This window comes from Clostridium sp. (assembly GCF_016650095.1).
GTDB lineage: Bacteria > Bacillota > Clostridia > Clostridiales > Clostridiaceae > Clostridium_AD.
Map to the genome: position 1 here is coordinate 1 of NZ_JAENWL010000031.1, position 16,464 is coordinate 16,464.

15 protein-coding genes are annotated in these 16,464 nt (G+C 32.1%); 3 read left to right on the forward strand and 12 right to left on the reverse strand.

Annotated elements, in window-relative coordinates; all coding sequences use genetic code 11:
• The 3 genes from JJE11_RS03570 to JJE11_RS03580 form a co-directional block, all read right to left on the reverse strand.
• Positions 1–1,340, reverse strand: a 1,340-nt coding sequence (locus tag JJE11_RS03570) for a menaquinone biosynthesis decarboxylase (protein ID WP_291632878.1), incomplete at its 3' end; no start/stop codon positions are given.
• 24 nt (positions 1,341–1,364) lie between these two features.
• A complete protein-coding gene (locus JJE11_RS03575; protein ID WP_291632879.1) occupies positions 1,365–2,336 on the reverse strand; it encodes a polyprenyl synthetase family protein in 972 nt (323 codons plus the stop codon).
• A 181-nt stretch (positions 2,337–2,517) separates the two neighbouring features.
• Entirely contained in the window at positions 2,518–4,374 is a 1,857-nt protein-coding gene (locus JJE11_RS03580; protein WP_291632880.1) for an FAD-dependent oxidoreductase, read from the reverse strand.
• Between the two features lie 355 nt (positions 4,375–4,729).
• Here JJE11_RS03580 and JJE11_RS03585 point away from each other — a divergent pair, with 355 nt between their 5' ends.
• The gene (locus JJE11_RS03585) at positions 4,730–5,680 is read left to right on the forward strand and encodes a MetQ/NlpA family ABC transporter substrate-binding protein (RefSeq protein ID WP_291632881.1); all 951 of its coding nucleotides are present in this window, start codon (positions 4,730–4,732) and stop codon (positions 5,678–5,680) included.
• An 83-nt stretch (positions 5,681–5,763) separates the two neighbouring features.
• Here the strand turns inward: JJE11_RS03585 and JJE11_RS03590 are convergent, their stop codons facing one another.
• Positions 5,764–6,027 (reverse strand): DUF3243 domain-containing protein, encoded by a 264-nt coding sequence (locus JJE11_RS03590; protein WP_291632882.1) that lies wholly within the window; start codon positions 6,025–6,027, stop codon positions 5,764–5,766.
• Positions 6,028–6,185: 158 nt separating this feature from the next.
• On the opposite strand from JJE11_RS03590, the gene JJE11_RS03595 reads away from it, so the two are divergent.
• Positions 6,186–8,111 (forward strand): U32 family peptidase, encoded by a 1,926-nt coding sequence (locus tag JJE11_RS03595; RefSeq protein WP_291632883.1) that lies wholly within the window; start codon positions 6,186–6,188, stop codon positions 8,109–8,111.
• Positions 8,112–8,153: 42 nt separating this feature from the next.
• Positions 8,154–9,431 carry an aspartate aminotransferase family protein gene (locus JJE11_RS03600; RefSeq protein ID WP_291632884.1) on the forward strand — a complete coding sequence of 426 codons (1,278 nt, stop codon included), beginning with the start codon at positions 8,154–8,156 and terminating at the stop codon, positions 9,429–9,431.
• Between the two features lie 137 nt (positions 9,432–9,568).
• Here JJE11_RS03600 and JJE11_RS03605 read toward each other — a convergent pair whose 3' ends face one another.
• From JJE11_RS03605 to JJE11_RS03640, 8 genes are all read right to left on the reverse strand, one after another.
• Positions 9,569–9,955, reverse strand: coding sequence for a hypothetical protein (locus JJE11_RS03605; RefSeq protein ID WP_291632885.1), 387 nt, complete (start codon positions 9,953–9,955; stop codon positions 9,569–9,571).
• Between the two features lie 131 nt (positions 9,956–10,086).
• Positions 10,087–10,827 carry a TIGR03915 family putative DNA repair protein gene (locus JJE11_RS03610; protein ID WP_291632886.1) on the reverse strand — a complete coding sequence of 247 codons (741 nt, stop codon included), beginning with the start codon at positions 10,825–10,827 and terminating at the stop codon, positions 10,087–10,089.
• A complete protein-coding gene (locus JJE11_RS03615; RefSeq protein WP_291632887.1) occupies positions 10,820–12,082 on the reverse strand; it encodes a putative DNA modification/repair radical SAM protein in 1,263 nt (420 codons plus the stop codon). Before JJE11_RS03615 ends, JJE11_RS03610 begins: the two co-directional genes overlap by 8 nt.
• A gap of 203 nt (positions 12,083–12,285) precedes the next feature.
• A complete protein-coding gene (hcp, locus tag JJE11_RS03620) occupies positions 12,286–13,932 on the reverse strand; it encodes a hydroxylamine reductase (RefSeq protein ID WP_291632888.1) in 1,647 nt (548 codons plus the stop codon).
• A gap of 106 nt (positions 13,933–14,038) precedes the next feature.
• On the reverse strand, positions 14,039–14,245 hold the full coding sequence (locus JJE11_RS03625; RefSeq protein ID WP_291632889.1) for a hypothetical protein: 207 nt from the start codon (positions 14,243–14,245) through the stop codon (positions 14,039–14,041).
• A gap of 19 nt (positions 14,246–14,264) precedes the next feature.
• On the reverse strand, positions 14,265–15,209 hold the full coding sequence (locus JJE11_RS03630; protein WP_291632890.1) for a ribonuclease Z: 945 nt from the start codon (positions 15,207–15,209) through the stop codon (positions 14,265–14,267).
• A gap of 117 nt (positions 15,210–15,326) precedes the next feature.
• Complete coding sequence (locus tag JJE11_RS03635) at positions 15,327–16,070, reverse strand: amino acid ABC transporter ATP-binding protein (protein ID WP_291632891.1); 744 nt, start codon at positions 16,068–16,070, stop codon at positions 15,327–15,329.
• A 13-nt stretch (positions 16,071–16,083) separates the two neighbouring features.
• The coding region (locus JJE11_RS03640) for an amino acid ABC transporter permease (RefSeq protein WP_291632892.1) at positions 16,084–16,464 on the reverse strand (381 nt) is incomplete at its 5' end.

Here is a 16,464-nt window from a genome sequence, read left to right on the forward strand (position 1 = left end):
GGCCATTTTTTTGTAGCATCTACACCTAACCTTGAACCGTAATAGGGAGTATTTGACGCATGATCCAGTGCATCCAATGGTCCTTCTGAAATCACTAAATCGCGACTTGGATCTATATTGTTAAATACTTTCCAGGCAACGGTTGAGATATCTTGTGGATCTATATTCTCATCTACAACAATAATCATTTTTGTATACATCATTTGGGAAAGACCCCATAGAGAATTCATAATTTTATGAGCATGCTTTGGGTAAGCTTTTTTAATAGAAACAATTACACAATTATGAAATACCCCTTCTAAAGGGGAATTTAGATCTATTATTTCAGGACACTGAATCTTTATTAATGGTAAGAAAATCCTTTCTGAAGCTTTACCTAGGTAACAATCTTCCATAGGAGGCTTTCCTACAATTGTTGTAGGGTATACTGGATTCTTTTTTCTTGTAATCTTTTCAATGTGAAACACGGGGTACATATCCTCAAGAGAATAATACCCTGTATGGTCACCGAAGGGACCTTCTAGTCTTTTTTCATCTAAATCTACATATCCTTCTAATATAAATTCAGCATTAGCAGGTACATAAATATCATTAGTAATGCATTTAACTATTTCTAAGGGTGATTTTCTAAGAAATCCCGCGAAAATCATTTCATCTATCATTTTGGGCAGTGGTGCAGACGCTGCATACATAGTTGCTGGATCAGAGCCTATTGCTACAGATACAGGCATTTTCCGTCCAAGCTTTCTATACTTTTCATATATTTCTCTGCCGTCTTTATGTAGATGCCAATGCATCCCAGTAGTATTTTCATCATATACTTGAAGCCTGTACATTCCAATGTTTTGCTGATTAGTTTCTGGATCTACTGTTATTACGAGTGGCAAGGTTATATAGCGTCCTCCATCATCTGGCCAACACTTTAATATAGGAAGTTTACTTAAATCTGCTTCCTCAATTACCTCTTGACAAGCTGCATTTTTCACTTTTTTAGGAAACACTCTTGCCATACTTTCAAGTTTTGAAATAGATTTCACCTTATTCGTTAAGGTTATGTAATTAGACACATCCAAAAAATCAATTATAGTTTCAGCAATTTCGTCAAGATTTTCTACCTCTAGGCCGTAGTTCAATCTCTCATAGCTTCCTAATGAATTAATTAAAACTGGGTAAGCAGAATTTTTAACGTTTTTAAAAAGCAATGCATTACCATGTTTTTTTGAAACTCTATCAGCTATTTCCGTAATCTCAAGATCACTATCTACTTCTATTTCAATTTCGTCTAAAAGTTTCTTTTCTCTCAAATGATTTATAAAATCCTGCAAATCTCTATAAGCCATAAAATCATTCCTCTCAAAAATTCATTAGGAATTACGATTTAATAATTTTTCTGTTACATCTCTAATTATTTCTTTACTATCACACGCAGGTAATTTTTCTATATAATCAAAAGCTTTTTTTGTATATTTATCTGCTAGAGTTCTAGCTCTATCTATTCCTTTAAATTTATTTACTAACATGGTTATCTCTCGTACATTTGCGTCATTTAATGAAGAGTTATCTAAAATAGTGGAAATTTTATTTTCAGTGTCCTCTGCCATAGCATATATTAATGGTAGTGTATAATACCCTTTTATCAAATCGCTTTGAGAGTTTTTCCCTAGTTTAACAGCATCACCACTGTAATCAAGCAGATCATCTATGATTTGAAATGCCATTCCAATATAGTAACCAACTCTTCCAAGTAACTTTGAAGTTTTCTCACTGCAGTTAGATTCCTTGCTACCTGTATAAAAGCTAATAGCAAACAAAGCTGCTGTTTTGCCCGATATAATTTTTAGATACTTTTTAAGGCTTGTATGTTTGAAGTATCTTATATTATATTGTCTTATTTCTCCCATACATATTTTAGATATTGCATTTGAAATATCTCTTAATATTTGAGTGGAGTAATCAAATGCAGAAAGCATTATAAAACATTGGCAAAATAAAAAATCACCAATATACACTGCATATTCTTTACTGTATTTGTGTTGCACCGTCTCCACACCACGTCTAAGTTTAGATTCATCTACAACATCGTCATGAACTAATGTTGCCATATGCATCATTTCGATGGCCGCCGCTAGATTATTCATTTTATCCTTATCATACTCTCCAAACTTTGCTGCTAATATTAAAAAAGCAGGTCTTAACATCTTTCCCCCCGCATCAACTAAAGGAGAAATAGCCTCATCAAACTCTTTTTCACTAGATTTTACATTATCCTTAATTATTTTCTTTGTATTTTCTAATTCACTTGCAATATCAGGGTAATTTTCCCAAAATTTACTCATTTTATCACCTTTGTCCAATTATTTTTTAATATTTCTTTTTTTAAATCTGTAAATAATAACAATTACATATTATTAATATACCACTATAAAATGAAATGTCCTTTTAAATATTTTTAAAAGGACATTTCATTTTTAAAAAAATTCAATTTTTAATTATATTACTGTTTTTAAAATATACTTACTAGTCAACATATAAATAAGATTTTTTAACCCATCCTATCTTTTTCCAGTATTTTTTCAAAACAGGTAATACATAGTAATCACAACCAAAAGTACTTCCAGATCCGCCTATAAGTGCTATTCCTGCAGCCAAGAACCATAGCATCTCAGCAGGAGCCATTCCTGAACTCCAAATCATTACACCCATAGCAACTGATAAAAGTGAAGCTAATGCTGAAAATAATCCAACTATCAGTAATAATCCTACACATATTTCGGCTAGTACCATACCTGTTTGGAAAACTGTAGCTAAAGTAGTAAATCCACCATCTCCTGTATAGAAGAAAGTATTCATAGACCACTTAACCATGCTTTCTATGAAACCAGGTACTGGCAATGCCACGACTATTGGTGCTGCCACAGCTCCTGCAACTGGTGCTGCTGCTGTTGCAGCTGATGCTCCATCAACTACTTGGGCAGGTATTAAAAATATTTTTGAAGGATCTGCTAATATACTAGGTAATTTTGCAAGTCCTTCTGTTAACCACTTGTAACCAACGAACATTCTTAATATTAGTAACCAGAAATTTGGAGATGAGTTTGAAAAATATCCTCCAAGCATGCTTCTATTATCTTTAACATGTAAAAACTCATGCGATATATATGACCAACATTTGTTAAATCCAGCAACCTGTATGAAATACACAATGTTGATAAAATGTTTAACAAATAATGCAAAGAATCCAGATAAGGCATAGAATTTTTTTGGTGTTCCAATGTTTGCTACACCATATTTACCACCAATACAAACCATTGCACCATGAAATACAGGTTTATAAGCTTTCTTTTCACCACCCATAATGTCACTATAGACATTATGTGCAATTAACTCAGCAGATTCTTCAGCGTTTTCTACCATTTGAGGGAGAGGTCTTTCCTCACCTTCAGGAATAAAGAAAATATTATCACCAACGACATAAACATTTTTATAATCTAAAGATTGTAATTTATCATCAGTTACTATTCTTTTTCTTCCCTTTTGTGCAATATCCATTTTGCCAATAATATCTGAACCCTCAACACCAGCTGTCCAAACAACTGTGTATGTATCAACGGTTCCATTATTTCTTACAGTAGCACGATCTTTCGTAACTTCTGTAACCCCAGCATTAGTAAGTATTGTAACGCCTAATTTAATAAGTCTAGCTTTAGCTTTAGCAATTAGTTTATCCGGAAAATTCGGTAATATTTTAGGTAAGTCATCTGCTAGAATCAAAGTTACCTCTTCTTCACCTATATAAAATTCCTTACATAATCTTTTCTTCCACTCACCGAGTTCACCCATCATTTCAACACCTGTGAAACCACCACCAACAATAATGAAAGTTAATAATTTTTTTCTTTCATCTTTGTTAGTTTCTTTCACGGCTTTTCTAAACATATTAAGAATATGATGTTTTAAATTTACAGCATCTTCGAATGACCATAATTTATGACAGAATTCTTCTGCGCCTTTTATTCCAAAGTATGTTGGCTTAGATCCAGCACCGACAACCAGATAGTCATATTCATAGGTATTATTTTCAGATTTCAGCTTATTATTCTTGAAATCCAAATCTGTAATTGAGTCAAGTACTACATTTACTTTTCTTTTTGCAAATATTTTTTTATAATCAATCCTTATTGAATCTTCTGACACCCTATCTGCGGCTACTTCATGTAGTTCAGTAAGCAAAGTATGGTATGGATTTTGGTCTATAAGAGTAATTTCAACGTTTTCATTCTTTTTAAATTTTTTAGCGAGTTTCTTAGCTGTTAATACTCCACCATACCCTCCGCCAAGTATAGCTATTTTTTTCACTTTTTTCATTTCAGTCATATATATTTCCCCCTTAAGTTTGAAAATTATTATTAAATAAGTTATATATGTCATTAACAATTTCACCTATTCATCGGTTCTTTCAACTTCTTAGTTAAAATTTTATCATAATAATATTGACAATGTATGCAATGGAGCGATTTGGTCATTAATAATTAATTTTGGTTATTTAGTTCACGGAATACACATTTGCATTTTTCGTTATAGCGGTTTACACTTTGTTAAATAAGTGTTATGATAACTCCGTTATTTACGTTTCATTATCGTACTTTATATGATTTATCTCCTATTTCACATTCTTTCAACTTTCTAAATTATAAGATGCGTGTAAATAAATTACTATCGGAGGTACACCATGAAAAAAAAATTTCTAGTGCTTGGTTTAGTACTAACAATGAGCATGAGTATTGTTGGTTGCTCAAGCAATACCCCAAAGGAACCTATTTCTCAACCAATCAAAACACTAACAATTGGTGTTATGCCAGATTTAGACTCGCTTCCATTTATTATTGCTCAGCACAATGGGTATTTTAAGGAAGAAGGAATTCAGGTCAAAATAGAGCATTTTAAAAGTGCATTAGATAGAGATACAGCCCTTCAAACAGGAAAAATTAATGGAGCAATATCTGATATGCTTGCAGTAGTATTTTTTAACGATAATAAGTTTGACGTTAAAATAACATCGAAAACTGATGGTAGCTTTAAATTGATTTCCGGGAAGAATTCTAATATTTCTAAAATTGAACAATCTGTCGGAAAATCAATAGGAATTTCTAAAAATACCATTATTGAATACTTAACAGATAGAATTATGGAAAGTTCAAATGTAGATATTAACTCACCTAAAAAGGTTGCAATACCAAAGATACCTACTAGACTTGAGATGCTAACTAATGGCAAGTTAGATATGGCTACTTTACCAGAACCTCTTGCAAGTTTAGCGGTTTCTGCCGGTGGAAAAATTATAAGTAGCTCTGATAAACTAGGTATAAATCCTGGCGTAATGATATTCACAAATGATGCCATAACATCAAAACCAGAAGAAATAAAATCACTTTATAGAGCCTATAATAAAGCAGTTAAATTTTTAAAAGAAGAAAAGCCTGAAAGCTACATTGATTTTGTTATTCAAGAAGCCGGTTTTCCAGATACTGTTAAGAACACTCTAGTTATTCCAAATTATTCGAGTGCTAGTATGCCTTCTGAAAAAGAATTGCAAGAAGTTTTAATTTGGCTTAAAGCAAAAAAACTAACTACTAATAACTGTACGTTGCAAGATTTATCCAATAGCTCATTTGTCAAATAATGGCACATTGCAATAAAATATAACCTCTTTTTATCTTAGTATAGAAAGAGGTTATATCAATATAAATTTTAAATATATATTAATTAACGATCTTTTTCTATCATTTTTATAATGACGCGTGTTAAAGTTTCTTTCTCTATTTTACCAGAAGCTTCAAAGAGTTCTTTTAAAAGACGCTGTTCACGATTATCTGGGTCCACATTGGAAGCTAGATAATCTCCTATTTTTGAACCTAGTTTTGTTATTGTATCATCTGATAAACCTACTGTTTCGCCCATAGAAACTGCTCTGTATAATGTTTTTTTCCATTTATCCCAATCATTAATTAAATTATTTTCTAAATCCATTTTCACACCTCCATATACTTATAAAACTATTATTTACATAAAAATATAAAAATACTTATTATTTTCAAAATTTATTTATATATTTAGCTAAAATGGCATTTATTTATATATCCAAGAAAAAATTTTTGATTTTAAACATAAAGGAAAGGTGTTTTAATATGAGTAGATTTTTTAACAAGAAGGAAGTAGAATTATTAGCCCCTGCTGGAACTTTCGAGATATTTGAAAAAGTTATTCATAGCGGGGCTGATGCAGTATATTTTGGTGGCAAGAAATTAAATATGCGTATGCATAGGTCTGGTTATAACTTGTCAAATGACGAAATAGAAAAAGCTATTGCTATTGCGCATTCCTTAAATAAAAAGGTTTATGTAACAGTAAATAATCTTTTTAGCCAGCAGGATTTGAAAGATGCAGAAGAATATCTGAAATTTTTAGAAAAAGCTAAACCAGATGCTTTAATTATTCAAGATTTTAGCATATTAGAATTTGTCAAAAGTTTAAATTTAAGCCTAACTCTCCATTCTTCTGTAATGATGAATGTTCACAACTTAGAAACTATTTTGACCCTTCGAGAATGTGGGATTACTAGAATTGTTGCATCACGCGACATGGATTTACAAACCATAAAGAATCTACATATCCAAACTGATATGGAATTTGAATATTTTGCTCATGGAGATATGTGTATTACTCATGGTGCTCAATGCTTGTATAGTGGCATGCTTTTCGGGAAGAGTAGTAATAGAGGCCTTTGCATGAAGCCATGTCGGTGGCATTTTACAATGAAAAAAGATGGTCTAGCTTATCCTACAGAATATCCAATGGCTGTTAAAGATATGTATATGTATGAGAATCTACCTGAAATGATTGAGGCAGGTATACTCTCGTTTAAACTAGAAGGAAGAATGAGAGATGCAGATTACCTTGTTACTATGATTAATTACTACAGCGACGCTATAAATAGATATATTGAAGATCCTATTTGCTATGATAGAAAAAAAGATGCACAAAGTATTTATGAAACTCGCAAAAGGGACTTATCTACCTGCAGCGCGTTTGGGAAACCTGGACTCTCAAATATAAATAGACGGTATGAAGGTACGGGTAAATTTTATAGCCATGGCAAAGTTTTTAGTAAGCCTGTAGAAGAAATTGAAATTAGTAAAGACAGGGTCGAAGAAATCAAGAACCTTTTGACCGTGATAACTTCTCTATCACAGAAACCTAAATTAAGTGTAAAAGTCAATTCCTATTCACAAGCTAGAATTGCAATAGAGGAAGGTGCTGATGCGATTTATTTATCTGGTGAGGTATATGCGCCAAACCTTCCTTTTAGTAAGAATGATATTCTTAAATTAACAAACATCAAAAAAGCTACAAAGATATATTTAGGTTTTCCAAGAATGATGCTTGAAAATGATTTTTCAAAATACAATCAATTGCTTAGTGAAAACAACTTAAACCTTGATGGCTTGATTGTAACAAATTTAGGAGCTATTCATAAATACAAATCTTTAGGACTTGAACTTATTGGTGATTATTCTTTAAACATCTATAATGAAAGTGCGGCTAGTTTTTATGAAAAACAAGGTTTATCTATTGCTACGCTATCTTTAGAAACACCACTTATAGATGCTAAAGGTGTTATTGCTAAATCACCAATCCCTATTGAACTCATAGTTCATGGATCTCCAGCAGTTATGTATATGGACCATGATTTATATGAAAATACAAAAGTCTTAGAGGCAAGCGGATGTGAAAATAACGCTCACGTTGACAACAAGGTATTAGTTTTAGTAGATGAAAAAAAATATGAACACCCAGTGTATAAAGATAACTATGGTAGAAATCATATGACACTTTATAAAGAACTTTGTTATCTTCCCTTTTTAAAAGAACTTAATGATATTGGTGTAAATCATTTTAGAATTGAAGCCTGCCATTATGATGATAATAGTTTACGAGAGGTTTTAAGTATTTATAGAGAAGCACTTGATGACTTAAATAAATGTGAGGAATTATTCCATGCACTAAGTCCTACTCCCTCTGGATTTACTCTTGGAGCTTTTCAATTTAATTAGGTGCATAAAAACAAATAATAAATTAGACAAGGAGGTATAATATTGTCAAGTTATATAGGTCCAGAAAAGATAATTAACAAGAAAAAAGAGTTTCTTTTTCCATGTTCACAACATTTTTATAAAAGCCCTCCTCAAATTGTAAAGGGGAAAATGCAGTATTTATTTGACAGCGAAGGTAAAAAGTATCTTGATTTTTACGCAGGGGTTTCCGTTATTAATTGTGGGCATTGTAACCCTGAAATTTTAAGTGCTACAATTGATCAAATGAAAACTCTTCAGCATACTAGTATTATATATTTAACTGAGCCAATAGTTAATCTGGCTGAAAAGCTTTCATATGTATTGCCAGGTGATATTAAGCATTCATTCTTCTGTTGCACAGGCTCAGAGGCTAATGAAGGTGCCCTTTTACTTGCTAGACTTTATACAGGAAAAAATGAATTTATTTCATTGAATAACAGCCTACACGGTCGAACTTATTTGACTATGAGTGCAACAGAAATCCCTATGTGGAGAGCAGATCCTATGCTTTCTGATTGTGTTACCTTTGTGCCTAATGCTTATAGCAGAAATAAAACTCTTGAGAAAGCAGCTATTGAGTCCCTAGACGCTATTGAGAATGCGATAGCATCTAAAGGCGCAGATAAAATTGCAGCTTTTATTGCAGAACCTATACAAGGAAATGGTGGTATAATAACTCCTCCCCTGTGGTACTTCAAAAAATTAAAGACCATACTTGAGAAAAATGGTATATTACTTATTATAGATGAAGTTCAAACAGGATTTGCAAGAACCGGTAAGATGTTTGCCATAGAACATTATGATGTTGTTCCAGATATAATAACAGTTGCAAAAGCCCTCGGTAACGGGATTCCTATATCAGCTTTCTGCACAAATGATAAAATTGCAGCAGCCTTTACTAAAGCTTCTGCCTCTACTTTAGGTGGAAATCCAGTAGCTGCAAGTACAGCTATTGCTGTACTCGACTACATTGAAAAAAATAATTTATGCTCTAATTCAGAAACTTTAGGAAAAAAATTAAAAGAGGGTCTACATAAACTTAAAGAGAAGTATCCAATTATTTATGATGTTCGAGGTATAGGCCTTATGCTAGGTGTAGAGCTAATAAATGGTAACGGTGAACCTGCATTAGAAGAAACTGACATTATACTAGAGATATTAAAGGATGAAGGCATTCTTTTAGGTAAGAATGGATCTGGTAGAAATGTGTTAGCTTTCCAGCCGCCTCTTGTTATAACAGAAACTGATGTCGCCTTTGTTCTAGATAAATTGAATTTAGCTTTAAGTAAATTAAGTTAGACTTACTTTTATAATTGTCCTAGAAGAATAGCATAAAAAAGTTAAAGAACCCTATACAATACATGATTGTATAGGGTTCTTTAACTGTGCCTTCTATTTTATGATTCTCATATAATTCATACAGCAGTTGATAAATATTACATATCTCTAGGGTCTATATCATTAATCATTTTTATGGTTCCTCTTATGTACCAAGTAGTTTCTTTTTTCTCTACGTTATATACTTTTCCAAGTATTTTAAATTTAGACATAAGCCCCGCAAGTGAACCTATAAATGAAGGTGTATTCAATTGAGTCTTTTTGATATTTTTCACATCATCTATGTCTTTAACAATAGGCTTCTTAGGAAGCTTATCGTTTATTTCCTTACTAGATTTAGCGGTCTCTTTACTAGTAGCCTCTAATTCTTCTAGTGTTTTGTAGATTTCTTCCATCTTACGTTTTTTTCTTTCAAAACTTATACTAGGAGTTTCTACTGGCGTATATTCTTCTGATTTCTTCTTATATTCTACAGTTTTTTTCATAATTACCGTTCCTTCCTTAATCTATTAATCAACAATTAAATGTGTTTATGTCTATTATAACACGATTTACTACACTTTTAAAATGAAATGATGAAATATAAAAAAGTTGGCACTATAAGTTATATTTCCAACTAGTTGTGCTGCTTCATCTCAATTAAATTATTCCAATATTTTTTAGGCATATGTTGCATTTGTAATCTATCATTTGTTCTTTCTTTTATGGAAGTACTTTTATGAAAAGCTTTCCAAAGATTTTGATAAAATAGCTCTTCCTTCTCATGACTTTCTAATTTTTCAAACTTTAAATCCCTCATTATCCATTCATTGTTTTCATAAACTATGCCTATGTATCTTCCGACATCGTGAATTACCCATTTTTCATTAGCAAGCCTTGCTTTAAAGTGATTGGCTATGAGTTCAAGAATATTGTAATCAGGCTGGATTGCTGAATACAATATGCCCTTAAATTCTTGAAATCTAACTAGTCCTAAAAATCTATGTGCCTCGAAGCCCACTTTCCTAGAATATTTGTGTATTTCATTTACATTTTGATCTGTTAGAAAGTCATTAACTTTACTCCCTAACTTAAATCCTAGTTGTATATATTTAAATAATTTTAATTCTATTCCGCATGACTCAGATAAAAATGCTTGATATACATGAACTAAAGTATCCTCTGATATTTTTTCAAGTATAGCATTATATACTTTATTTGATTTTATTATATCAGTTTCTACAGCTTTGTCTTCTAATAGTAAGTTGGCATTATAGGTATTTTCTCTCGCTATACTTTCAGGAACTTTATTATAATAACAAGTATATATAACAGATAAAAAACCATCAAAACTCCCATCATAAATGTATCTAACCAAATAAATCACTCCTTAGGTTAAAAAGACTTAGTTGTTCTGGTTTATCAAAGCTTTCAAAATCTAACAAATAATTTTTAAGACGAACTCTTTCCATATCCTTATCCCCATAAAATTTACCACTACAAGTTATAAAGTACCTGGCTCTTTTAAGAACTACTCCTAATTTTTTTAAATTATCATAGGAAAGGTTACAAAGTCTTCTTGCTCTTATTATTCTTAAGGCTGATGTTACTCCTATCCCAGGAATCCTAAGTAATATTTCATAGGATGCATTGTTTACCTCTAGTGGGAACTTATCTAAATTATTTAATGCCCAAAAGGCTTTAGGATCTAAATCTATATCAAAATTCGGGTTTTTCTCATCTAACAATTCATTTGCCTTAAAACCATAAAACCTTAAAAGCCAATCTGCTTGATACATTCTATGTTCTTTTAAAAGTGGAGGCGTAGTTATAATAGCAGGTAAATTTACATTAGCTACCACTGGCACATAAGCAGAATAATAGACTCTCTTAAGCCCAAAAGTATCATACAATCCTTCTGTAAGACTAATTATCCTTAAATCACTTTCGCTCGTTGCCCCCACCATTATCTGCGTACTTTGTCCACCAGGTGTAAATTTTGGTGCTTTAAATCCTTTTTTCTTATGTTCAATAGACTCTATTATACTACGACTAATAAGTCCCATAGGTTTTAATATATCTGCTTTATTCTTTTGAGGTGCTAGGAGCTTTAAACTTTTTTCAGATGGCAACTCAATATTTACACTCATTCTATCTGCATACAATCCTGCCTCATAAATGAGTTTTGGATCAGCTCCTGGTATAGCTTTTACATGAATATATCCATTGAATTTATGGATCAATCTTAAATCCTTTAAAATCCTAACTAAATTTTCCATTGTATAATCTGGACTTCGCTCCACACCTGAGCTTAAGAATAATCCTTCAATATAATTTCTTCTATAAAAATTTATAGTTAAATCTACTACTTCCTTAGGCGTAAAGCTTGTTCGCTCCACTTCATTGCTAGATCTATTAATGCAATATTTACAATCATATACGCATTTATTGGTATATAAAATTTTAAGTAGTGAGATACATCGGCCATCCTGTGCCCATGAATGACAAATACCTGTTGTTGCTGCATTTCCTATGCCTCCCTTTGTATTCTTTCTATTAGACCCACTGGAAGAGCAAGAAGCATCATACTTTGCAGCATCTGATAATATTTCAAGTTTTCTCATTATATCCATATTTATCACCTCGCAAACGTTTGTTCTCATTTTATCATATGTTACCCAAATATAAAAGAGTTATTTAGCTTATATATTCCTTTAAATTTATATCTCTTTGCATTTTTGAAATAATAATGCCCACATAAAAAAAGCTGTCTCAAAAGTAGTTACTACCTTTTAAAACAGCTATATTTTAAACTATAACTTTAAAATTTATATTTTTATCCTAGTATTTGTTTTAAATCATCTTCTGGTGTACTAATTGGTTTAATGTCAAAATTGTCAACTAGGAATTGTAATACATTAGGGCTTAAAAAAGCAGGTAGAGTCGGTCCAAGGTAAATTCCTTTTACCCCTAGAGCCAATAATGCCAATAAATCTGCCACAGCTTTTTGCTCATACCAAGTTAAAACAATTGCCAGTGGTAAATCATTAATGTTGCATTTAAATGCGTCAGCTAATGCTAGTGCTATTTTCACAGCAGAATATGCATCGTTACATTGACCTATATCTAGCAATCTTGGAAGCCCAGCTACTTCACCAAACTCCAATTTATTAAAACGATATTTTCCACAGGCTAAAGTTAGAATAACACAATCTTTAGGCACCAGCTGCGCAAATTCAGTGTAATAATTTCTTCCCGGTCTTGCACCGTCACATCCTCCTATTAAAAAGAAGTGTCTGATTTTCCCTTCTTTAACGGCATTCACTATTGTTTCAGCATGACTTAAAGTTGCCTTATGTCCAAACCCTACTAGGATTTCTTTAACCTCTTCATCTTTGTCAAATCCACCTAATTCTAGCGCTTTATTTATTAGTTCAGAGAAATCTTTGTTACCATTCTCATCATTAGATATATGTTTTATCCCATCCCAGCCGACAACGCTTGTTGAGAAGATTCTATCTATATAAGAATCTCTTGGTTTCATTAAGCAGTTTGTTGTCATTAAAATACAGCCAGGTATGCCATCAAATTCCTTTTGTTGATCTTGCCATGCTCCACCAAAGTTACCTACCAGATGTTTATATTTATTGAGCTTTGGATATCCATGAGAAGGTAACATTTCGCCATGCGTATATATATTTATCCCCTTGCCTTCTGTTTGCTCAAGTAACATTTCAAGATCCCTTAAGTCATGACCAGAAACTACGATAAATGGTCCTTTTTTAACATTCACATTTACCTTTGTAGGTGTAGGTGAGTTATATTTCTCATTATTAGCTTTATCCAATACCTCCATAACTTTCACACTCATATCTCCAGTTTTAATTAAGTACTTAATTAGATCTTGAAGATTTAAACTATCATCTGTAAGTACTGCTAGAGCTATAAAATAAAAATCATCCACCTCATCGCTATTATAATTAATACATCTAGCTTGGTGAGCATATGCCGCAATTCCTTTTAATCCGTATTTTATTGTTTCGCGAACTGAGCGAATATCTGCATCTAAACTTTCATCATACATAATGCCTGCTTTTTTAGCATCCTCAAGCATTTGCTCTTTAGTATCGCTTAAATTATATAAAGCCTCTTTACTATTTACTTTTTCTCCTGCTACTTTCTTCCTGGCATCTTCTTTTATTACTTGAGATCTTTTAAGCATATCAATATGAGACTTTGGATCAAAGTTTACATTAGTTAATGTCATAAATAATGAATTCTCAATAAAAGATACCCAAGACTTATCAAGTTTTTCACCTTTTTCCAAAAGTTTAGTGGCATAACAACTAATTCCTTTTAGCTGATAAATCAGTAAATCCTGAAGAGCCGCAATTTCTGGCGTTTTTCCACAAACTCCGATGTTGGTGCAACCTTTTCCACCTGCAGTTTGTTCACATTGAAAACAAAACATTTTTCCTTGCATATGTAATCCTCCTAATTTCTTAAACTATTTTAATATTAGTTTACACTCTCTTTTAAAAAATATACGAAATAATCATGATGAGTTTAAACTTTCCAGTTTCCAGTTTCTAATTTAAAATTTTAATTAAATACAATCCATCATCTAAAACACTTTGTTCACAACTAAACTTAACCCCTACATCAATAAGTTCAAAGCATACATCCCTTGTACTATTTATATCAAATAAGCACCTACCCTTTTCATCTAATGACTTCACCGCATCCTCATGAATTCCTTCTCTAAGTAAATTTTCTTTGATTTCATTATTTAACATTTCGAACCTCCAATTTGTTTTAATCCTTAAAAGACATAGTCTTTACATATCTATCAAATCCGATAATAGAGTTTTTAAAGATAATTTCTGCTCTATCCTTATACGCTTCAGGGTTGTGCATTGAAGTGCTAAAATGCGTTAATAAAAGTTCCTGTACTTTTCCATTTAAAGCAAGTCCTGCTGCCTCGCTAAAGGTCATATGTTTATTTTTTATAGCTTTTTCTATATCCTTTTCATCACCATAGGTGCCTTCACAAATAAACAAGTCACTTTTATTAATGAAAGTTTCTATTTTAGTAATTGGTCTTGTATCAGTTATAAAACTAAGCTTTATTCCTATTCTTTCTTCCCCAAATACCATACTTGGTGAATACGTTTTTCCATTGTTAATGATAATTTCATTTTTTTGAAGTCTATTCCAATATATTTTTGGTATTTCATTGGCATTCGCACTTTTTACATCAAACTTTGGTTTTCTTTTAAAATAAAAGCTATATCCCAAACAATTAGTTGAATGCTCAAGTTCCAGAGTTGATATTATTAAATCAGGAAATTCTTCTTCTGAAGGCTTAATACAATTTATTGAAGATTTCATTTTCACTGATTCTTGTGGATTTTCTAATATATTAATGTCATAAGGAAGGTAAGGTGCTGCAACACTCAATCCTTTTACAATATCTGTAATGCCTTTTGGACCAATTATGGTAATAGGTTCAATTCTGCCACTGTTACCAATTGTCGCAAGAATACCTGGAAGTCCTATAATGTGATCCCCATGTCCATGAGTTATACAAATCACGTCAATTGACTTAAATCCCCATCCAAGTATTTTCATAGATACTTGAGTGCCTTCACCGCAGTCAATCAGTATCTTTCTTCCTTTGTATTTTATTAGAAGAGAAGATAGATATCTTTCTGGAATAGGCATTCCACCTCCACACCCTAGAAGTGCTACATCAACCAATTAAATCACCTCATTTATAGTTTCTATTTATTTGAATGTGCCTTGGTTTATTGTACACCTATCTCCAGTACAATATCTATAGAGTAAACTGCATTCCAATGTTTTATACCTATTTTCTTAAATTGACGCTAAATTTAAAAATTCTTTTATTCTAAGATTAGTTTTGTTACCTAACAATTGCTCAGGGGTGCCCTTATAATCTATTATTCCGTTATCAATAAATATTATATTATCTGCTACTTCTCTTGCAAAACTCATGTTATGAGTAACAACTACCATTGTCATACCACCATGAGATAGTTCCTTCATAACTTTAAGCACCTCTGTTGCAAGCTCTGGGTCCAGTGCAGAGGTTGGCTCGTCGAATAACAACACTAACGGTTCTATCGCCATAGCACGAGCTATAGCAACTCTCTGCTGTTGTCCTCCTGAAAGCTCATGAGGATAGCTATCACACTTTTCTAAAAGCCCAACCTTTTCTAAAAGTTTTAGTGATTTATCGTAAGCTACCTTCTTAGGTTGTTTAAGCACGATAGTGAGTCCCTCCATAATGTTTTCCACCACAGTCATGTGAGGAAATAAATGAAAACCTTGGAATACCATTCCTGTATTTTTACGTAGAGTTAATATTTCCTTATCAGTCGGATTTTTGTCTCCACCAAATACCAATTCATTATCACCTATTCCTATTGTTCCTATATTGGGAATTTCTAATAAATTCATACACCTAAGAAGGGTGGTTTTACCTGAACCTGATGGGCCAATTACAATTGTTGTTTCGCCCTTTTTAATCTTTAAATCAATACCTTTTAATATTTCGTTATCTCCAAAACTCTTGTGTAAATTCTGTATATTAATCATATATTTCCTCCAATTACCTAGCCACATGTCTTTCCAGCTTTTTCTCTATCTTTTGTTGAATAATAGAAAGTATTGTACAAAATAATAGATATATAAAAGCTACTTCACAGTATAATACAAGTGGCTCATATGTCGCTGCAACTATTCTTTGAGCAATTTGAAACATTTCAGTGAAAGTAATTGATGCAGCAAGTGATGTATCTTTAACAAGACTTATAAATGAGTTTGAAAGTGGTGGTACAGATACCCTTGTTGCCTGTGGTAATATTACACGAATCAAAGATTGAGTATGAGTCATACCAATTGAACTTGCTGCCTCCCACTGACCTTTAGGTATAGACAAAATAGCTGCTCTAATTACTTCTGAATTATAGGCTCCAACATTTAAAGTAAA